This is a genomic window from Granulicella aggregans, from assembly GCF_014203275.1.
Classification (GTDB): domain Bacteria; phylum Acidobacteriota; class Terriglobia; order Terriglobales; family Acidobacteriaceae; genus Edaphobacter.
The window spans coordinates 249,686-269,479 of the sequence record NZ_JACHIP010000005.1; the positions used below are offsets into that span (position 1 = coordinate 249,686).

Consider the following 19,794-nt stretch of genomic DNA (forward strand, 5'->3'; position numbering starts at 1 on the left):
AATCTGGCTGGGACAACACTACTCTACGACAAACCGGCGAGTGAAGGTTAGCGAGGAGCAGGCATCGTTGCGACTGGATTTACTGGCGCGTCGTTCGCCGAAGCGTATCCGCGTTCGCGCATCCATTTGATTAATAGCTCCGGCCAGACGCTGAGCTGTGGATTCCCTTCCGCCAGTCCGGAGCCGTGATTGCCGTGCTGGAAGAGGTGCATCTCGGCGGGTACGCCAGCCTTCACCAACGCGGTGTAGAAGGCGACGCTGTTCATCACGGGCACAATTCCATCGTCGGTGGTAGCAAAGAGAAAAGTTGGAGGCGTGTCCTTGTTGACCTGGGTCTCGTCGGAGAGATTGTTGAGCAGAGCCTGGGGGGCATCGTCGCCCAGGAGATATTTCCGCGAGACGCCGTGGGTGTTGGGAACCAGAAGCGTGATGACCGGATAGGCGAGGATGAGAAAGTCGGGGCGACAGGATGTCTTCTCGATTGCATCCTGCGATTGTGTATTTCCAGAGTCGTAATGCGTTCCTGCCGTCGCGGCAAGGTGTCCACCCGCAGAGAAGCCCCACATCCCGATGTGATCTGGCTCGATGCTGTAGTCTGCGGCGTTCTTCCGCATCAGGCGGAGGGCCCGCTGTGCGTCGTTGAGTTCGATGGGATGGTGATAGACGGGGCCCAGCCTATATTTCAGGACGAACGCGGCAACCCCACGAGCGTTCAGCCAATGGGCGATGTCTTCGCCTTCGTGGTGCATGGAGAGGTAGGAATATCCCCCTCCTGGAGCGATGAGGACTCCGGTCTTTGTCGTGTTGTGCGTGGGAAGGTAGATGGTCATGGTCGGGACGTCGGCGGAGGTCTTGCCAACAGCCTTGGGAGCTCCCTGGGGCCACAGCAAGACTGTCTTGCCCCCCAACCCGGCATCCACTTTCACCGGCGTGGGCGCGGGTTTCGAAGCTGGTGGCACGGGAGTCTTCTCGGAAGTCTGCCCGGCGGCGATGGAGCTCCCGAGGAGCAGCAGGGACACCATCGCAGATGTCGCCAAATTAAAAATCCACCACGGCTGATCGCGATGGAGACCCAGGTTCAAACCCTTCATGCGCTCAATTCTATGTAAAACTTCAATCTACTGGTGCGAGCTTGTTAACTAGTTGCCGATAGCCGCGAGATGGAGATGGGATGAAGTCGGTAATACGGAGACAGATTGCGCAGTCTATTGCGACGCTTGAAGCAGTGCTGGCAGATGAGCGAATCGCCGAGACGCTGGTTCGGCTGAGCGAGATGACTGCAGCGACGATGAAGTCGGGGGGCAAGCTGCTGGTTGCGGGAAATGGAGGGTCGGCAGCCGATGCCCAGCACCTCGTGGCGGAGTTCGTCGGGCGATTGACGATCTCGAGACCAGCTCTGCGCGCCGTCGCGTTGACCGTGGATACGTCGATCCTGACCGCCGTCGGCAACGACTTCTCGTTCGACCACGTCTTCGAGCGCCAGGTGGAAGCTCTGGGCGCGCCCGGAGACATCTTCCTAGGGATATCCACATCAGGCAACTCGAAAAACATCGTGAAAGCAGTGAAGCTCGCGAACCAGATGGGACTGACGACGGTTGGATTCAGCGGTAATGATGGAGGCGCCATGGCCGAGCTGTGCCAATTGAACATCGTCATCCCGTCGTCGACGACCATGAATATCCAGGAGTCGCATCTGGTGCTGGAACACATCTACTGCATGCTGGTCGAGCTTTGCTACTTTGGCCCCGAGTTCGGAAGCAAACCGCAGGCGCTCGCCGAGTAGCCCCCGGCTCCTCAATAGCCAAGCTTTCGTCGCTCGGTAAAGGTCACGTATCCTGACTTGAGATGCCCGAGAGCCAACTTCACTTCGTAGAACTTGTTCTCGTCACCCTGGTCGCGTTCGTGGCGATTCTTGCCGCGCTGGCACAGAGACTCAAGATTCCTTACCCCATCCTGATGGTATTGGGCGGCCTTGTCCTGAGTTTCGTCCCAATCTTCCCGAACATCTCGCTTCGGCCGGACTTCGTCTTCCTGGTCATCCTGCCGCCACTGCTCTTTGCTGCTGCCCTGCAGACATCTTGGCGTGAGTTCAAGTACAACCTGGTGAGCATCGCGATGATGGCCTTCGGCCTGGTCGCATTTACGGTCGCTGGAGTGGCCGTCGCCGCCCATTTCTTCTTTCCGGGGTTCGACTGGCGGACAGGAGCGGTGCTGGGAGCGGTCGTTTGTACCACCGACGCGATCGCTGTAGGGGCCATTGCCAAGCGCATCGGCATGCCGCAGTACCTCCTGGACATCGTTGAGGGCGAGAGCTTGTTGAACGATGCCACCGGCCTGCTGGCGCTGGAGTTCAGTGTGGCGCTGGTCGTCTCGGGAACGATTCCATCGATAGGGCATGGTGTGTTTCAGCTTCTGGTTATGGTCGTGGGCGGCGTGATCGCGGGACTCTTCGTTGGTTGGGTTGTCCGCACAATCCAGAGGCCCTTACAGGGCTCCGCGCTGCAGACGATGGTCTCGCTCGCTACACCTTACTGCGCCTATTTGCTCGGCGAAGGGCTCCATGCCTCAGGTGTCCTGGCGACCGTGGCCTGCGGGCTGTACCTTGGGCGGCAGGTCTCGACGACTTATACTTCGGAGGCGCGGCTCGACGCCCAGGCCGTCTGGAACACGATCGATTTCATCCTGAACGGCCTGGTTTTCATTCTGATCGGGCTGCAGCTTCCGGCGGTCCTGCCGGGTATGCGACCGCTCGATTGGCCACGCTTGTTAACAGCGGCCGCCTCTCTCTCGCTTCTGCTGATCGGTCTGCGGATGCTGTGGATACTGCCCGGATCGCGCTTCTCGGCCTTGATCCGGCGGCGCGTGTTGGGCCAGGACATGATCCCGTTAAGCGGCCGCCAGGCGATCGTGCTGGGCTGGAGCGGGCTACGCGGTGTGTTGACCTTGGCCGCTGCACTCTCGCTGCCCGAGACAACTGCGAGCGGAGCGCCATTTCCTCACCGTGACATGATCCTCTTCCTCGCCTTCTCGGTCATTTTGGTGACGCTGGTGGGCCAGGGGCTGACACTGCCCTGGATCACGCGAACGCTGGGTGTCTGCGCCGCAACCAACACCGGAGCAGAGGAGAGAGACGCCCGGCGCGCCATGACGCTCGCCGCGATTGCGGAAGTAGAGACGCTACGCGACACAAGGCTTGAGGCATCCCATCAAAGGGCGCTTGAACTTCTGGACCAGTCCTACAAGCGGCGTCTCGAACTACTTCAACGCGAAGCCGACCAGACGGGTGCATCTACCCCTTCAAAGTCGGAGATGGAGACTTTCTCCGGGATCGCGTCGCAGGTCAGAGAAGCTGAGCGAAAGGAACTCGCGAGGCTGGGGGAGGCTGCAGAGATCGGCGATATGACTCTTCGTAAGCTCGAACGAGAACTCGATCTCATGGATGTCCGCTCGCAGCGTGGCTAAGAGATTCGCTACCGGCTGAAAGTGACCTTGCTGACACAACCGCACAGAATTCAACTTCCGAGTGCCTTCGCGCATCCATATGTCTGAGACATCAAAACAGGAGCGCTATGCCTTACACTCTCTTGCCCGGCAAACCCTACCCGCTTGGGGCAAATGTAACTGCGAAGGGCACGAATTTCGCTATTTACTCTGAACACGCCACGGCGGTGCAGTTGTGCTTCTTCGATGCGGATGGCAATCAGACCGACTGCATCAACCTGCGCGAGCGCACTGCGTACGTCTGGCATGGGCTGGTGCGTGGCATCGCGGCGGGTCAGCGCTACGGCTATCGCATCGACGGACCATGGGAGCCAGAGCAAGGCCACCGCTTCAACCCCTCAAAGCTCCTTGTAGACCCGTATGCAAAGGCGATCTCAGGACAGGTCGACTGGAAGGCACCTATCTTCGCGCACAAAGTGGAGGATAATAACGACCTTGTTCGCTGCGACCGCGACGACGCCTACGGCATTCCGAAGTCGGTCGTCATCGATACGAACTTCAACTGGGGCAAGGACTGCGCGCCGCAGACTCCACTCTCCGACTCTGTCATCTACGAGATGCACGTGAAGGGCTTTTCCATGCGCAACCCCGCCGTGCCGAAGAAGCTGCGAGGGACGTATGCGGGTGTGGGCCATCCGGCGAGTATCGACTACCTAAAGAAGCTGGGCATCACGGCGGTAGAGCTCCTGCCCATCCATCATTTCATCGACGATGGTCACCTGCTGGACCAGGGATTAAGCAACTACTGGGGCTACAACACGCTTGGATTCTTCTCTCCCATGCCTCGATATTGCTCCTGCGGCGACACAGGCGGACAAGTCAACGAATTCAAGCAGATGGTGAAGAATCTGCACGCCGCCGGGATCGAAGTGATCCTGGACGTGGTGTACAACCACACCTGCGAGGGCAACCGGAACGGCCCGATGCTTTCGTTCAAAGGCGTGTGCAATTCGACGTACTATCGCACCGTTGCGGACCAACCGCGTTATTACATGGACTATACGGGTACCGGCAACACGTTGAATGTGCGCCATCCGCAGGTACTGAAGATGATCATGGACTCGCTGCGCTACTGGGTCACGGACATGCACGTCGACGGCTTCCGTTTCGATCTCGCCTCCACGCTGGCGCGTGAACTGCACGCGGTCAGCAAGCTTTCGAGTTTCTTCGATACGATTCACCAGGACCCCACGCTGGCTGATGTAAAGCTGATCGCGGAGCCATGGGATGTAGGAGAAGGCGGATACCAGGTCGGCAACTTCCCGGTGCTTTGGGCAGAGTGGAACGGCAAGTACCGCGATACCGTACGAAGGTTCTGGAAGGGCGATGGTGGCCAACTGTCTGATCTTGCCTACAGACTTACCGGGTCGAGCGATCTGTACCAGTTCGATGGACGAAAGCCGTACGCCAGCATCAACTTCATCACGGCGCACGATGGGTTCACACTCTGCGACCTGGTGAGCTACGACGGGAAACACAATGAAGCCAACGGAGAAGATAACCAGGACGGGGCGAACGACAACGAGAGTTGGAATATGGGTGCGGAGGGCCCGACCGACGATGCGGGCATCAACACGCTTCGCGAGCGGCAGACTCGCAACTTTCTTACTACCCTCTTGTTGAGCCAGGGTGTGCCGATGCTCTCCGGCGGCGACGAGTTTGGCCGGTCGCAGCGCGGCAATAACAATGCTTACTGCCAGGACAACGAGATCTCCTGGTATGACTGGAAACTCGACGAGCCACGTAAGAGGCTGCTTGAATTTACATCGAAGTTGATTCAGTTGCGGCGCGACCATCCCAACCTGCATCGGCGAAGGTTCTTTCAAGACCGCGTGATCCGCAATACCGACGGCGACAACGTGGTCCACGACCTGTCGTGGTACGGTGCGGACGGTAACTTTCTTTCGAACGAGGCCTGGAACACGGAGTGGAACCGATCACTGGCCATCATACTGAACGGGAATACGCTCCAGGTGACGGACGACGAGGGAGCGCCCGTGGTGGACGATACGTTCCTGTTGATGGTCAACGCGGCTGCGGAGGGCGTGGAGTTCACGCTTCCTCCAACGCCATTTGGCGGCGCATGGAAGCACCTGATCGATACCGAGAATATCGAAGACCCGTTTGCGAGGGAGTGTGTGGGCGACAAGGTGATCCTTGGCGGCCGGTCGATGATGGTGTTGTGCGCGGAACGGAGCCACACTCAAATCTATTAGTTGCGAGAGCTACTCGAACTCGCCCTCCGGCTGCGGAAGAATGTCGTTCGGGCCAGCGATCCATACATAGAGCGTCGGCAGCAGGAAGAGGCTGATGATCAGGTCGGAGATGAGGCCTCCAACGATGACCACGGCAAACGGCCTCTGCGAGTCCGAACCGATCCCATGCGAGGTCGCTGCCGGGAGCAGGCCGAGAGTGGCCACCAGCATGGTCATCATGATGGGGCGCAGTCGAAGCACGGCGCCGTCAACGGCAGAGTCTTCAATCGAGTGACCGCGAACGCGCATCTGGTTGATGTACTCAAGCATAATGACGCCGGTCTGCACCGACACACCGAAGAGTGCAAGGAAGCCGACACCGGAAGAGACGCTGAAGTTCGTGTGCGTGACGAAGAGTGCGAGCGTACCGCCGATAGGCGCGATGACAATGTTCGCCATGATGAGGGTTGCCCATTTGAACGAGCCGAACATGGAGTAGAGGATGAAGTAGATCAGCATGATCGTGATGGGCACCACAATCGCGAGTCGCTTCGCAGAGCGCTTCTGGCTTTCATACTCGCCGGCCCAGCTTAGCGAGTAGCCGGTGGGCAGCTTCACCTTGGCGTTCACGGTGCTGATCGCTTCTTCTACGGCGCCTCCGAGGTCTCGACCGCGCACGCTGTACTTGATGGCAACGTAGCGGGAGTTCCCTTCCCGATAGATCTCCGAAGCTCCGTCGACCACGATTGGCTTCGTGAGCTGCGCGAGGGAGACGCGCTCGCCGGATGGTGAGACCAGCCGCACCTGCTCGATGGCTTCAGCCGAGTTGCGGTACTGCTGGGCATAGCGGGCGACGACATCATAGCGGGCCTCCTTATCAAGCACCTGTGTGACAGCGTTGCCTCCAACCGCGGTCTGAACCGCGTCCTGCACGTCGGAGACATTGATCCCGAAGCGGGCGGCTGCAGCGCGATCCACCACGAAGTTGAGGTTCGGCTGGCCGATGACGCGGAAGAGCCCGAGATCCTGGACCCCTTGGATCTTGCTCATGACGGAGACGATCTCGTCACCGGTCTTCTCGAGGGTCTTCAGATCGTCCCCGTAGATCTTCACCGCAAGCTCGCCCTTGACTCCGCTGACCGCCTCTTCCATGTTGTCGGAGATGGGCTGTGAGAAGTTCCAGAGAACGCCGGGCATCTTCTCTAGCTCACGATCCATCGCGGCGATCAACTCTTCTTTATTCTGGTGGAAGACCGGTCGCCACTCCTTTTTCTCTTTCAGGTCGACGAAGTATTCGGTGTCGAAGAAGCCGGTAGTGTCTACACCGTCATCGGGGCGGCCGACCTGGCTGACGACATCTTTTACTTCGGGAAAGTTCGCGAGGATGGGACGAGCCTCGGCCATCACGCGCTCGCCTTCGGTCGGCCCAGTGCTGGGCGCAAGCGTGCCGCGGACCCAGATCGCGCCCTCGTCGAGATGCGGCAGAAACTCCGAGCCGATGGCGCCTCCTTCGGTCAGGACGACCGCCAGCAGAAGCCCGGCGGAGGTGGCCCCGACGACGATCCAGCGCGATTCGACAGCCCACAGAGCGGCGCTGCGATAGTGCCGCGTGAGGAAATCCATCACCGGGTTATGCCACTCCTTCGCGCCGTTCTTGAAGAGGAAGCTCGAGAGCACGGGAGCGAGGAACATCGAGAAAATCAACGCGCCGAGTAGCGCAAAGGCGACCGTCCATGCCATGGGGCGGAAGAGCCGGCCTTCGACCTGCTGCAACGTGAAGATCGGCAGATAGGCCGTAACGATGATGCCGATGGCGTAGAAGACCGGCCGCTGAACTTCGTGCGCCGCTTCGCGAACGATGTCGAGAGTAGTGCGCGGCTCATCGTGCTTGCGGTTCATGTGACGGACGATGTTTTCCACCATCACAACCGCTCCATCGACCACCATGCCAAAGTCGAGCGCGCCAAGCGAAAGCAGGTTCGCGGGGATGTGTTGCAGGTCGAGACAGATGGATGCGAAGAGCAGCGAGAACGGAATGGTCAATGCGACGATGAGCGCGCCGCGCACATTACCCAGGAAGAGGAAGAGGATGATCATCACCAGGGTGATTCCCTCTGCCAAATTGTGCAGAACGGTATGGGTGGTGAGGTGGACAAGGTCGTCGCGATCGAGGAAAGGTGCAACCTTCACGCCCGGAGGCAGCAGACCTTGTTTGCCCACAACCGCGGGCTGAGCGCGTTGATAGAACGGAAACTCTTTTGTGAAGTGACCCAATGTTGCGGGCTTGGCTTCGACGCCATTCAGCTCTTCGACCTTCATGTGAATGCGATCGAGTACCTCGTCGGAGTTTGCACCCTTCTGCAGCAGCAAGGTTCCTTCGATCACATCCGGATCGTCAACAACCACGCCATCTTTGCGTTTGATGGCCTTACCGATCTGGCCCAGGCGGATCTTTGCTCCCTGGACGACGGTGGCAATATCGCGCACTCGCAGAGCCGTACCGCTCTGCGTCTTGATGAGGGTGTTGGCAATGTCGTCGACACTGGTGAACAAGCCAACGGCGCGGACGTTGATCGCCTGCTGCCCTTCTTCGATGAAGCTGCCGCCGGCGTTGACGTTGTTGCTCTGAAGCTGCTGCTCGACCTGCGCGATGGTCAGGCCATAGGAGACGAGCTTGCCGGGGTCGAGCTGGACTTGATACTCACGCGTGATGCCACCAAAGCTTGAAACATCCACGACGCCGGGGACCGACTTGAACTGCTTCTCGAGCGTCCAGTCTTCGAGGGACTTGAGCGCCATGTTGTCGTACTTCGGATTCTTGCTGCTGAGCGTGTACCAGTAGATCTGCCCGACGGGGCTCCAGTCGGTGCCGATCTGCGGCGTCAGGCCCGCAGGCAGCGTGACCTGCTGGATACGTTCCAGTACCTTCTCGCGGTTCCAGTCATTCGTCGACTCATCGTCGAAGATAAGCATGACGCTCGAAAGACCGGCCAGCGAAGTGGAACGGAGATGCGCCAGGTGCGGGATGCCGTTCATCTGGATCTCGACCGGCACGGTGACCTGCTGTTCCACTTCTTCCGCGGCGCGGCCCGGCCACTGCGTGATGATCTGCACGTAGTTGTTGGCTACGTCGGGGTAGGCCTCGACAGGCAGCGCGCGGAACGAGATGATGCCCCACACGAAGAGCAGCACCGCGAAGACCAGCACAATGAACCGGTTCTTCAGCGCGAAGTCGACGATCGATCCCATTACTGCGCCACCGTGCTCTGAAGCTCAAGAGCGTTGCTGGCGACCTTCTGACCGGCCGTAAGTCCTGACTGGATAACCTGGAGGCCGCCCGGAACCATGGCTCCGCTGACTACTTTGGTCAGTGCGAAGCTTCCTTCAGATTTTGCCGTGTAGACGAAGTCCTGATCATGCAGGTGCACGATGGCCGTCGCGGGAACCACGATGTGCGCGTCCTGCTTCTGCGACTGGAAGGACGCGGTGACGAACATCCCAATCTTCATGAATCCCGGATTGCTTACTTGCACACGGACCTTCGCAGTGCGAATGGTGGGATCGAGGACAGGGGCGATCTCGCTGATGCGGCCGGTCACTATCTTGTCCGGATAGGCAGAGAAATGAATCTGTGCCGTCTGGCCCACGGAGAGCGAGGGCAGCTGATTCTCGTACACGTCGCAGATGATCCAGACGTCATCGACGTTCGCGATGGTGAAGAGGTTCGGCGAGTTGTCGAGCGTCTTCACACCAGCTGATTGCGTAATGTTCTGCTCGATGATGACGCCGGTCGCTGGCGCGTAGACATTGATCGCCCCGGTCGGTTTCTTGAGGTCGGTCGCGCCAAGGACCTTCAGGTGCTCGGCCGAAGTTTCGACATCTACGACCGCTTTATCCTCGGTGTCCTGGGCGATCTCAAGGTTGCTCTTCGAGATCGCGCCTTTGCTGTAGAGCAACTGTGCGCGGTCGAGCTGAACCTTGGCGAGCGCCTCATCGGCGACTGCCTTGCGATAGTCCGAGTAAGCCTGGTCGATGTCGTTGCTCTGCACGGTGAAGAGCTTCTGCCCCTTCTTCACTAAGTCGCCGAGGTGCGCATAGATGGCGACCACGCGGCCCGACGCCAGCGAGATGACAGGGATGACACGAGTCACATCGGGCTGCACCTGACCAGTCACGCTCATCGACGATGCCGTCATCTGGGTCGCTGCCGTCGCGAGCGGAAACTGCTCGGGATGGTCGACGTGGACCGTGTTCGCATCCTGCGCCTGCTCGACCTTCAGCGGCCCGGGAGCTTCATCCTTTATGTCGGCCTTCTTCTCGCAGCCGGTGGCCGAGAGAAGCATCAAAGCAACTCCCGCACTTACGGCAAACTTGTTCCTCATCACGGAAGCACCTCTTGTCCTACGGCTTCATTCATCTGTGCTGCGGCGGTCAGATATGCGCCCAGCAGGTTCACGTATCCCAACTGGATATTGCGATAGTCGGCCTGCGCCTGCAGGAAGTCGATCAGCGACGCCCCGCCATGCTGGTAGGAGAACGAGATGGTATCGCGAACGCTCAATGCCTGCTTCAGATATTTGCCTTTATACGGGCGGAGTAGTTTCAACTGGCTGTCGACGGTCGCATAAGCTGAGTCGACATCGGCGAAGACCTGTGCCCGGGCGGCTTCAGCCTGCTGCTGCTGCAGATCGATGTCGAGAAGAGTACGCTGCTTCTCGCCCTGGTTGCGATCGAAGATGCGCAGCGGCACATTCACACTTAAGCCGATGTAACTGTTCAACGGGTCAGGCTGGTGTGCGGCATCGAAGCCAAAGGTCGGGTCGGTCGAGCCGTTCGCGATTGCGAGGCGATGATCGATCTTTGCCTTCTCCACGGTCTGCAACGCGGCCAACAAATCCGGCCGTTCAGAGATGGCCTGCTGATGGTATTGATCGAGCGGCTGCAGGCCATCTGCAAATTCATAAGGCCCAGTCACATCGAACTGGTCGACCGGGGTACGGTCATTGATGAGTTGGAGCAGTTGAATCTTGGCCGTGCGGACGTTTACATCAGCGGTCTCGTTGTCCTGCTCGTATTGAACGCGGCCAAGCTGGAGACGGTCGAGATCTACCTGGGCTATATCTCCAGCCTTAAAACGATCGCTGCTGACATCCAGTACGTGGTCGTAGTAAGTGAGGTTCTCACTGGTCAGCGCGAGAACGGCCTTGGCCTGCAGCGTCTGCACAAAGGCCTGGCGCAGAGAGTAGGTCAGCGTTCGCTGAAGGTCGGTCTGATTTGAGATCGCAATCTTCGTTCCCTGGCGCGCGCTGTCGGTGCGCAACTCGCGCTTGTGATCGCGCTCGTGCAGGTAGTTGAAGGTAACGTTCGGATAGGCCTGCGTCAGGGGCTGGTACGGATCACGGTGAAAGAGAGTGACCTGATCGAGTTGAGCGCCAAAGGTCGGGTTGGGTCGCAGGTGCGCAGTGATCTCCTGGGCGCGAGACTCATCAATGCTGATCGCCCCGGCGCGCAGCGTAGGGTTCGCGGCACGAAAACGGTCCTGTACCTGCTGCCAAGTCAGGGCAAGAGGCGATGAAACCTGCGATGCGGACTGGGCAGCAACCCCGGTGGCTACCTGCTGTGCCCACAGATTCGAGGGCACAACACCCAGGCTTGAACTCACCATCATCGCGATGCTTAGCTTGCGAAACAATCTACCCCCAACCGTTAACAACCACACCAGCATTTCAACTCGCAGACATAGCTTCCAGAGTGGCACAGAAACCGCAAATTCTTCATAAACTCTCGCTGCCAGACGGCGAAATATCGTCCTTTTGGAGCTTTATGGGTTCGCCACAGTATACCCCACCAGGGTATTTTCCCGAAGTTACTCCTCGCGTAAAACTTCAAGCGGCTTCTGTCCCAGGATGCGGTGGCTTGCCGCCCATCCCGTAACCACCGTGAGGCCAGCGGTTCCCGCAAGGGCGGCAAACGTCCATACCCACTGAAAGTGATAGACGATGTCGAGACGATGAAGTAGCACGCGGGCGATGAGATTTGCAAAGCCCACTCCAACAAGTCCGGCGACGAGGCCGAGCACCGCGAACTCGATGGAGAAGACAGTGGCGATGCGGCTGCGGGTTGCGCCGAGGGTCTTCATGACCACAACCTCGCGTATACGACGGTAACGAGTCCCCGCGATGGAGCTGGCAAGAATGACGACTCCGGCAAAGATGGAGAATGCGGAGAGGAACTGGATGACGTAGGTGATCTGGATAACGACGGTGCGGACCGTCTCCAGCGCCGCCGCGACGTTAATGACCGTGACCGTGGGATAGGCCTTGTAGAGTGCCCGCTGCAGGAGCTCCACTTTGGTAGGGTCGGCATGGACGCCGCCGTACCAGACGACGGGTAGCCCCGCGAGGACAGGCTGCGGAAGAACGAACTCGGCGCGCGAGAAGGCGTGTTGGCCGTCGGCTTCCGTCAAGGCGGCGACGGTGGCGACGATCTGGTGGTCCTGTGCAGCAAAGGTGATGTTCGAGCCGACCTTCACGCCGAGGCGATCCGCCTGGCGCTTCGCGATCGCGACCTGTGGTGCAGTCGACTCAGACGACCACCACTTCCCTGCCGACAACTTGGTTCCTGGAGGTGGCGTGGCCGACCACGTCAGATTGATCGATTGCAGCATGCGCCGTGGGAAGTTCGTCAGCTTCACTTCGCTGGCGGGAACTCCGTTGATCGCGATGATGCGGGAGGTGACGACCGGCAGGAGCTCGGGGGCAATGGTCACTCCCGGCTGAGCGGTGAGCAGACTGCGAACGCCATCGATCTCCTCGGTGGTGATGTCGATCAGGAAGACGTTAGGCAGGTCAGGGGCGGAGGCGATGTGCAGTTCACTGACGACCGCCTGCTGGACGAGGTAGACAGTCATGATCTGCATAACTCCCATGCCGACGGCGGCCAGAAGCGCGGCGCTGGGATTGCCGGGACGATAGAGATTCGCCAAGCCGTGGCGCAGGGAGGATGGCAATTGCAGGCGAGTCCGCGAGAGAAAGAAGCGCAATGCAGCGAGCACAGCGGCAGACGCAGCCAGGAGTACAGCTAATACTATGACAAGGCCAATCGAAAACACCTTACCAACAGTCGCGGAGTCGCTAAGCGTTGTGGCGATCGCGGCAAGGCCGATCAGGATAAGAACGCCGGCACCGATCTGCGCGTAGTTCTTCGTGATCTTGCGGACGATGGCGGTGACGAAAGGATCGTCGTTGTCTTCTACCGCGCGACGAAAGATAAGAATGGGACGGACGCCGCGGATGTCGAGCAACGGAGGCAGCGTGAAGAGCAGCGTAGTAAGCACACCCGCTCCCAGGCCGGTAAGGGTGGTTCGCCATTGGAGATGGATCTCGGTGGGCACATTGATGAACTTCGCCAGCAGAATGGGGAAAGCAAGCTGCACTGCCGCACCAAGAGCGACACCCAACAGCCCTCCGGCAACGCCCAGCAGAAGAGTTTGAAGCACGTAGATCTTGATGATCTGTCCGGAGCGCGCTCCGAGCGACTTCATGATCGCGATCGTGTCGAGGCGCTGCTGGAGGTGGGCGCGCATCGCCATCGCGACACCGATCGCTCCGAGCACCAGAGCCACGAGACTCATCAAGGAGAGCAGGCTGGTGGCGCGGTCGAGACCCTGCGTGAGAGCGGGATTGGTCTCGCGATAGTCGGTGACCTGCGCCTCGGGTAGCAGCTTCTCCAGGCGCAGCTTCAGGTCTGCTACGGCGGACTCCGAGATGGGAGCGCCGTTGCGCGGCGGAGGAACCTTGAAGAGGTATCGCTGACCGGCGTGGCTACCGGGCGCAAGCAGGCCGCTATCCTGCAGGCCCTTGCGCGAGATGAGGACACGTGGGCCCGCCTGGAAGTTGCCGGAGAGACGGTCCGGCTCATTCGTAACTACAGAAGTGATGCGAAAGACTTTGCTGCCCACTGTAAGCTGATCGCTAACCTTCAGATGAAGGCGGACGAGGAGATCATCGGCGACGACGACGGTATCTTCGCGAAGCTGCGCGGAGAGAGCATCGGCGGGTTCGAGATCGACCTTGCCGTAGAAGGGATACTTGTTCGGATCGACAGCCTTGAGCGAGACCAGCAGCGGGTCAAGCGTCTTCGGAGAACTAGCCATCGAGAGCAGTTCGGTGACCGGGGTGATCTCGACGCCCTCAGCGGCGATCTGGTCGAGGCCCTTCTGCTGTTCCGGTGTGATCTGCTGGAACATCCTGGCCGCAAGATCGCCGGCCATGATGCTTCGTGCGCGAGTAAGCAGCGCTCCGCGAAACGACGAACTGAAGCCGCGAACGCCGGTGAGCGCGGCGACACCGATGGCCACAGACAGAATGACGAAAAAGAACTTGCCGCGCGAGGAGCGCATCTCGCGCGCAGCGATCTTGATAGCAGAAGCGTAAGAGAGGCTTGCCATCAGCTTGCCACGGTGGCCGTCTCGGCCAGACCCGCCGGATTGGCATTCACCTCGTCCGCAACCACGAGGCCGTCGCGCAGAACGATGCGGCGGTTGGCATACGTCGCGAGGACGGGATCGTGCGTGACCAGTACGAGTGTCGTGCCTTCGGTGCGATTCAGGTGGAGGAGAAGCTCGAGGACGTGCGCTCCATTGGTGCTGTCGAGATTGCCCGTGGGCTCATCGGCGAGCACGATAGGAGGCCGAAGCACGAAGGCGCGGGCTAGCGCCACACGCTGTTGCTCGCCTCCTGACAGCTGCACCGGATAATGATCGAGCCGGTCGCCGAGTCCAACGCTCGTGAGCAAATCGCGGGAGCGAGCCATGCCCGCGGCAGCATCCTTCGAATCGCTATTCAATTCATGCGGAAGAAGAACATTCTCTAGCGCGGTCAGCGTGGGAATGAGCTGGTAGGACTGGAAGACGAAGCCGATGGTCTTCCCGCGGACCTGTGCGAGCTTGTCTTCCGCAAGATAGCTGATGGCGACGCCGTTCAGATGCACATTGCCTGCGGAGGGCGTGTCGAGACCGGCGAGCAATCCGAGCAGTGTGGATTTACCCGAACCCGACGCGCCCATGATGGCGACGAACTCGCCCTGCGGCACAGTGAAGTCGATGCCCTTCAAAATGTCCACCGTACGTGGGCCGTTGCGGATGGACTTGCGAAGCCCTTCCACAACGATCATGGAAGGTATGGACTGACCTAAGGTCGTTGCTTCGCTCAACTTCGCTGCTCCAATGCTTCTCCGAACCCGACGGAGTTGAATGTTTCACCGCCGCGGTTCGTTTGTTGTAGTCGGATACTTTGATAGATTCGACGTATGCGCCGACCCTTATGTCTCATTATTCTAGCTTGGACTGCGCTGGCGGCAGCCGGATGCAAGAGCGATTCGGCTGCGAAACCCGCCGAACAGACGGCCGCATCTTCAGTGGAGCCGACGTCCCCGAAGGCGGAGGTTCCGAGTACGGCGCACGACTTGCGACCGCTGCTCGTGTGCTTCGGCGATAGTCTGACGGCCGGCTACGGCACGGACGCGGGCCAGAGCTATCCGGACTATCTGCAACAGGCTCTCGATGCACAGGGCTACAGGTATCGGGTGGTGAATGAGGGCGTCAGCGGCAACACGACGAAGGACGGGATCGACCGTCTTGCGGGCATTGTGGCAATGAAGCCGGATGTGGTGATCGTGGAGTTTGGCGGCAACGACGGTCTGCGCGGTCTGCCCATCGAGGAGTCGCGCACGCACCTGGACACCATCATCGGCAAGCTGAAGGCGAACGGAGCGAAGATCCTGATCGCCGGCATCACGCTTCCACCCAACTACGGCGCGAACTACATCAAGCAGTTCGACGCGACCTATACGCTACTAGCGAAGAAATATGACGTCCCACTGATGCCCTTCCTGCTGAAAGATGTCTACGGAGTGCCAGGAATGATGCAGGTCGATGATACGCACGCGACGGCAGCGGGCAACAAGACCGTCGCTGGGGATCTGGTGCCGTTTGTGACGCCGCTGCTGAAGAAGTAGGTACTCGCTAACTGAGAACGACGATGGGCTGGGTCAGCGTCCCGGCGATGCGTTTTGCGATTCCGAGAAGATCGGTCGGGCTTGTAAAGACCTTGATGAGCGGGGCGGATGAGAACTCCGGCAGGTTGACCTGCATCCCGTTACGTAGGCGACCTGCGGCCTGGTCGTCGACGGTGACTGAGGGCATCTCGGTCAGCATCGCGCGAGGGTGCGGCAGCAGAGCGAAGATCGCGGTCTCGTCCCCGGCCACTGCTTTCAGCTGGTCTACTGTAATTGATTCCGCCAGTGAGAACGCTCCGGCGCGGGTGCGACGCAGGCTGGAGAGATGAGCTCCGCAACCTGCGAGCTGGCCGAGCTCGTGCGCGACAGAGCGAACATACCCACCGGCAGAGATGGTCATCTCGAAGGTCGCCGTATCACCTTCAAGACCTGTGAGAGCGAAGTTGTGGATGAAGATGCTCGCCGGTTTTACGGGGACTTCGGCACCCGCGCGTGCCAGCTTGTGCGCCGGCACGCCGTTGATCTTCTTCGCGGAAAAAATCGGCGGAAGCTGCTGCATCGAGCCTCTGAAGTGCCGCGCGAGATCACGAAGCTCGTCAAGCGACTTCGTCAATGGCCGCGGTTCGGAGGCGGGTTCGCCGTCAGCATCGAAGCTGTCCGTTGCGTAGCCGAAGCGGATAGTGCCTGTATAGCTCTTCTCCGCGTGTCCGAAGAACTGGGCCAACCGGGTGTATTTGCCGAGCAAGAGCGGAAGGACACCAGTGGCCATGGGGTCGAGCGTGCCAAGGTGTCCAATGGAGCGTTCACCGGTGGCACGGCGAACAATTGCGACAACATCATGCGAGGTCAGCCCCGCAGGTTTATCCAGTACAAGAAGACCGTTCATCTTCTTCTAGGATACGTTGTTCCAGTCAGCTATTTCGGCGGACCAGCGAGAGGAACTCGTGTCGCGTGGTCTGGTTTTCCTTAAAGACGCCGAGCATGGCAGAAGTAGTCGTCGACGAGTGTTGCTTTTCCACGCCGCGCATCATCATGCACAAATGTTCCGCTTCAAGAATGACGGCGACTCCCTGCGGCTTTATTGCCTGCTCGATCGCCTCGGCGACCTCACGCGTCAGCCGCTCCTGCACCTGCAGACGGCGGGCGAACATGTCGACCAGGCGCGGAATCTTGCTGAGGCCGATGACCTTGCCATTGGGCACGTAGGCCACGTGTGCCTTGCCGAAGAACGGCAGCAGGTGGTGCTCGCACATGGAGTAGAACTCGATGTCCTTCACGATGACCATCTCGTCGTACTCGACGTCGAAGAGCGCGTTGTGAAGCACCTGGGTGGCGTCCATGGTGTAGCCGCGGGTGAGGAACTCCATCGACTTGACCATGCGCTTGGGCGTGTCCAGCAGACCGTCGCGGGTGGGATCCTCGCCGATGCGCGAGAGCAGCTCGCGGTAGAGGTTCTCAGTCGAAAGAGACGCCAGCGTTACTTCTTCAAGGGAATCAGGTGTGGTTGCCAATGGATTGACCTCGCTAAAACTTCTACCGCATAGATTCGAGCGGCGTGCTTCCCTCCCCCGCGTAATCGAAGGAGTTGTTGCTTGTCTCTTCCACATGAACGCCTGCCAGGCGCGCGAAGGGAAAGCTTTCGAAGATCGTGTGAACCTCGATTGCTAGATTCTCCGTTGTAGAGACCCTCTCGGCAAAGCAGTCCAAGGTGTTCAGATTCGTGTGGTCAAAGCGCTCCAGCAGATTCGTGCGTGCGAACGCATCGAGATCGCCGAGGTTGCAGACCATGCCGGTGACAGCGTCGACTGGCCCTTTGAGAGTGATCTGAACCACGTAGTTATGCCCGTGGCCATGCGGATTGTTGCACTTACCGAAGACCTCGCGGTTGCGTCCTTCGTCGTACTGCTCGCTGTGCAGGCGATGCGACGCGCTGAAGTGGTACCGCCGCGAAAGACTCGCGATGGGCGTCTTCTTCACGGGGGTCAAGGCGTCAGTCGGCACTCAGTTCTCCGTAATAGTCGGCGAAGAGATCGGGCATCTCGTAGACGCGCACTCGTTGGAGCTTCGCATTCGGAATCTTCCCGTCCAGCCGATTCCAGATAGCAATGGCAATGTTCTCCGTGGTCGGAATCGCAGATTTGAATTCGGGGACCTCGAAGTTGAGATGTCGATGATCGTAGACGCTGACCACCTCGCGCTCAAGGATGTCTTTCAACTCTTTCAGGTCAACGACGAAGCCGCTGACAGGATCGACCTCGCCCCCCACGGTCACTTCGAGAGTGTAGTTGTGCCCGTGGCCGTTCCGGTTCGCGCACTTGCCAAAAACGCGTTCGTTCTCCTGCTGGCTCCAGGCGTCGTTCCAATAGAAGTGCGCCGAGGAGAACTCTGCCTTTCGGGTGAGAAAGATCATAGCGATTAGACGATGCTCCTGTTTCAGTCGATTCAGCCGGGGCGGCTGACGGGGATCTCACGGCCCTTCCAGCGCACCGATTTGTTGATGCGATGGTGAATGAAGCTGCGAATCAGCAGGTACACAAACAACGGAATTCCGGCTATGGCCAGCGCGCAGTCGGCGGGGGGAAAGTTCGAGCGGGCGACGCGATTGTAGAAGCGCCAAAGCGTCCTTAGCCAGATGAGAAGAAGCAGCCCTTTTTGAAGGTTGCCGAGGTAAGGCCAACTGAACGCTACCGCTGGAACGCCGAAGAACAGTACCAGGTCGAGGATGCGCCACAGTGCAAGATAGATAGGGCTGGGAACTAGGAGCGCGAGGTTCTTGGTCCAGCCTTCGATCATATCCGGCAGTGTCCGATACATGCGCGCGGAGAGCGCGTCCGGGGCATAGCGGAAACGGATCTTCCGGTTGCTGCGCTTGATCCTGCGCGCGATGGCGACGTCTTCCAGCACTTCCGGCCCGACTCCACGATGGCCGCCGACGGCGAAGTAAGATTCACTCTCGACCAGCAGGAACTGCCCGTTGGCTGCGGCGATTCGCTTGCCGGGATCGTTGACCTGCTTCATCGGATAGACGCTCGCCAGTTCCGAGAAGACCAACGGCATCACCGCCCGCTGCCAGAAGCCGGTGACGATCTGGTGCGGCGAGTACGAGAGCAAATCGACTGCGTGTTTCTTTGCTTCGTGGAGTGCCCGCGAAAGGTCGCCGGGCTCGTGAATCGTGTCGGCGTCGGTAAAGAGCAGCCACTTCCCTTTTGCCACTTGCGCCGCGGCCCAGCAGGCGTTGTTCTTGCCGGTAAATCCGCCGCGATCGGAGAGATCGAGCGGAGGCGGAACGATGACGCTGACACTGGGATGCGACGCTGCGGCCTCTGCCGCGATCTCGCCGGTACGGTCGCTCGAATCGTCATTGACGATCAAGATCTCCCAGTGCTCGCCGAGCAGGAAACCGCGCTCGCTCTGCGCCAGCAGCGAAGTCAGGCAGTCGGGTAGCGCGGGCTCCTCGTTCCGGGCCGGAATGATGACGCTCAACTGGAGGAGCGGCCCCGCGTCTTCGACTTCATCTATATTGTTCGCAACTGGTTCGGCGGTTTCGCTCACAGCTTCGTATTATAGGAAGCGGGAGCGAAACGTGCCGCGAAACAGATTTTCAGGAATCATGATGAGCTTGACCGTCTCCGCCCTTCTATTCACGGGCTGTGAGCGTGGCGACCACCCGGGCAACATTGGAAAGCCGGCACCTCAGTTTACGGTCTCGGACGGAGTCCAGTCCGCCGATCTGGGCAAACTCCGCGGAAAAGTCGTCGTGCTGAATCTGTGGGCTACGTGGTGCGCCCCTTGCGTGGAGGAGCTTCCGAGCCTGCTCGCCATGCAGAAGGAGCTTCCTAATGTCGCCGTCGTCGCCATCAGCCTCGACCAGGATGACGCGACGTATCGCGACTTTCTGGCGCGACACCACGTCGATCTCGTCACCATCCGCGACGAAAGCGCGCGGATCAACACGCTCTACGGCACAGCGCAGATTCCCGAGACCTATGTAATCGACCGCGATGGCATCCTGCGGCGGAAGTTCGTCTCCGCCCAGAACTGGACTAGCCCTGAGATCGTTGATTACCTGAGAAGACTCTAG

16 protein-coding genes are annotated in these 19,794 nt (G+C 59.5%); 5 read left to right on the forward strand and 11 right to left on the reverse strand.

The genetic code is table 11. The features are described from left to right. Positions 1–47 precede the first annotated feature (47 nt). Positions 48–1,091, reverse strand: coding sequence for an alpha/beta hydrolase (locus tag HDF16_RS18390; protein WP_246409291.1), 1,044 nt, complete (start codon positions 1,089–1,091; stop codon positions 48–50). 80 nt (positions 1,092–1,171) lie between these two features. Here HDF16_RS18390 and HDF16_RS18395 point away from each other — a divergent pair, with 80 nt between their 5' ends. The 3 genes from HDF16_RS18395 (at position 1,172) to glgX (ending at position 5,717) form a co-directional block, all read left to right on the forward strand. Further along, complete coding sequence (locus HDF16_RS18395; protein WP_184219899.1) at positions 1,172–1,783, forward strand: D-sedoheptulose-7-phosphate isomerase; 612 nt, start codon at positions 1,172–1,174, stop codon at positions 1,781–1,783. A gap of 62 nt (positions 1,784–1,845) precedes the next feature. Then, entirely contained in the window at positions 1,846–3,462 is a 1,617-nt protein-coding gene (locus HDF16_RS18400) for a Na+/H+ antiporter (RefSeq protein WP_184219902.1), read from the forward strand. A 107-nt stretch (positions 3,463–3,569) separates the two neighbouring features. Continuing rightward, positions 3,570–5,717, forward strand: a complete 2,148-nt coding sequence (glgX, locus tag HDF16_RS18405) for a glycogen debranching protein GlgX (RefSeq protein ID WP_184219905.1) — start codon at positions 3,570–3,572, stop codon at positions 5,715–5,717. 9 nt (positions 5,718–5,726) lie between these two features. Here glgX and HDF16_RS18410 read toward each other — a convergent pair whose 3' ends face one another. The 5 genes from HDF16_RS18410 to HDF16_RS18430 all read right to left on the reverse strand — a co-directional run bounded on the left by HDF16_RS18410 (position 5,727) and on the right by HDF16_RS18430 (position 14,870). Further along, positions 5,727–8,945, reverse strand: a complete 3,219-nt coding sequence (locus HDF16_RS18410; RefSeq protein ID WP_184219907.1) for an efflux RND transporter permease subunit — start codon at positions 8,943–8,945, stop codon at positions 5,727–5,729. After that, positions 8,945–10,078: an efflux RND transporter periplasmic adaptor subunit gene (locus tag HDF16_RS18415; RefSeq protein ID WP_184219910.1), complete on the reverse strand. Its 1,134-nt coding sequence runs from the start codon at positions 10,076–10,078 to the stop codon at positions 8,945–8,947. Before HDF16_RS18415 ends, HDF16_RS18410 begins: the two co-directional genes overlap by 1 nt. Beyond that, the gene (locus HDF16_RS18420) at positions 10,078–11,388 is read right to left on the reverse strand and encodes a TolC family protein (RefSeq protein WP_221312881.1); all 1,311 of its coding nucleotides are present in this window, start codon (positions 11,386–11,388) and stop codon (positions 10,078–10,080) included. The genes HDF16_RS18415 and HDF16_RS18420 overlap by 1 nt, the downstream gene beginning before the upstream one ends. 174 nt (positions 11,389–11,562) lie before the next feature. Further along, entirely contained in the window at positions 11,563–14,145 is a 2,583-nt protein-coding gene (locus HDF16_RS18425; protein WP_184219913.1) for an ABC transporter permease, read from the reverse strand. Beyond that, positions 14,145–14,870 (reverse strand): ABC transporter ATP-binding protein, encoded by a 726-nt coding sequence (locus tag HDF16_RS18430; protein ID WP_184220811.1) that lies wholly within the window; start codon positions 14,868–14,870, stop codon positions 14,145–14,147. Before HDF16_RS18430 ends, HDF16_RS18425 begins: the two co-directional genes overlap by 1 nt. Before the next feature lie 135 nt (positions 14,871–15,005). Between HDF16_RS18430 and HDF16_RS18435 the strand changes: the two genes are divergently transcribed. Then, positions 15,006–15,713 (forward strand): arylesterase, encoded by a 708-nt coding sequence (locus tag HDF16_RS18435; RefSeq protein ID WP_184219916.1) that lies wholly within the window; start codon positions 15,006–15,008, stop codon positions 15,711–15,713. Positions 15,714–15,720: 7 nt separating this feature from the next. Here the strand turns inward: HDF16_RS18435 and truB are convergent, their stop codons facing one another. Genes truB through HDF16_RS18460 form a run of 5 tightly spaced genes read right to left on the reverse strand, consistent with a single transcriptional unit; the run spans position 15,721 to position 19,265 of the window. Then, positions 15,721–16,599 (reverse strand): tRNA pseudouridine(55) synthase TruB, encoded by an 879-nt coding sequence (gene truB, locus HDF16_RS18440; protein ID WP_184219919.1) that lies wholly within the window; start codon positions 16,597–16,599, stop codon positions 15,721–15,723. A gap of 25 nt (positions 16,600–16,624) precedes the next feature. Then, complete coding sequence (gene folE, locus HDF16_RS18445; RefSeq protein ID WP_348641353.1) at positions 16,625–17,224, reverse strand: GTP cyclohydrolase I FolE; 600 nt, start codon at positions 17,222–17,224, stop codon at positions 16,625–16,627. A gap of 22 nt (positions 17,225–17,246) precedes the next feature. After that, a complete protein-coding gene (locus HDF16_RS18450; protein WP_348641354.1) occupies positions 17,247–17,714 on the reverse strand; it encodes a 6-carboxytetrahydropterin synthase in 468 nt (155 codons plus the stop codon). Further along, the gene (locus HDF16_RS18455) at positions 17,704–18,123 is read right to left on the reverse strand and encodes a 6-pyruvoyl trahydropterin synthase family protein (RefSeq protein ID WP_184219925.1); all 420 of its coding nucleotides are present in this window, start codon (positions 18,121–18,123) and stop codon (positions 17,704–17,706) included. Before HDF16_RS18455 ends, HDF16_RS18450 begins: the two co-directional genes overlap by 11 nt. 32 nt (positions 18,124–18,155) lie before the next feature. Continuing rightward, entirely contained in the window at positions 18,156–19,265 is a 1,110-nt protein-coding gene (locus HDF16_RS18460) for a glycosyltransferase (RefSeq protein ID WP_348641355.1), read from the reverse strand. A gap of 58 nt (positions 19,266–19,323) precedes the next feature. Here HDF16_RS18460 and HDF16_RS18465 point away from each other — a divergent pair, with 58 nt between their 5' ends. Then, a complete protein-coding gene (locus HDF16_RS18465) occupies positions 19,324–19,794 on the forward strand; it encodes a TlpA family protein disulfide reductase (RefSeq protein WP_184219928.1) in 471 nt (156 codons plus the stop codon).

Bases quoted from the DNA above. Each gene is read 5' to 3' on its own strand.
- HDF16_RS18465 (WP_184219928.1), top strand. From the start codon at position 19,324: ATGATGAGCTTGACCGTCTCCGCCCTTCTATTCACGGGCTGTGAGCGT.
- HDF16_RS18415 (WP_184219910.1), bottom strand. From the start codon at position 10,078: ATGAGGAACAAGTTTGCCGTAAGTGCGGGAGTTGCTTTGATGCTTCTC.
- glgX (WP_184219905.1), top strand. From the start codon at position 3,570: ATGCCTTACACTCTCTTGCCCGGCAAACCCTACCCGCTTGGGGCAAAT.
- HDF16_RS18395 (WP_184219899.1), top strand. From the start codon at position 1,172: ATGAAGTCGGTAATACGGAGACAGATTGCGCAGTCTATTGCGACGCTT.
- HDF16_RS18455 (WP_184219925.1), bottom strand. From the start codon at position 18,123: ATGATCTTTCTCACCCGAAAGGCAGAGTTCTCCTCGGCGCACTTCTAT.
- HDF16_RS18390 (WP_246409291.1), bottom strand. From the start codon at position 1,091: ATGAAGGGTTTGAACCTGGGTCTCCATCGCGATCAGCCGTGGTGGATT.
- HDF16_RS18435 (WP_184219916.1), top strand. From the start codon at position 15,006: ATGCGCCGACCCTTATGTCTCATTATTCTAGCTTGGACTGCGCTGGCG.
- HDF16_RS18425 (WP_184219913.1), bottom strand. From the start codon at position 14,145: ATGGCAAGCCTCTCTTACGCTTCTGCTATCAAGATCGCTGCGCGCGAG.
- HDF16_RS18400 (WP_184219902.1), top strand. From the start codon at position 1,846: ATGCCCGAGAGCCAACTTCACTTCGTAGAACTTGTTCTCGTCACCCTG.
- truB (WP_184219919.1), bottom strand. From the start codon at position 16,599: ATGAACGGTCTTCTTGTACTGGATAAACCTGCGGGGCTGACCTCGCAT.
- HDF16_RS18410 (WP_184219907.1), bottom strand. From the start codon at position 8,945: ATGGGATCGATCGTCGACTTCGCGCTGAAGAACCGGTTCATTGTGCTG.
- HDF16_RS18430 (WP_184220811.1), bottom strand. From the start codon at position 14,870: ATGATCGTTGTGGAAGGGCTTCGCAAGTCCATCCGCAACGGCCCACGT.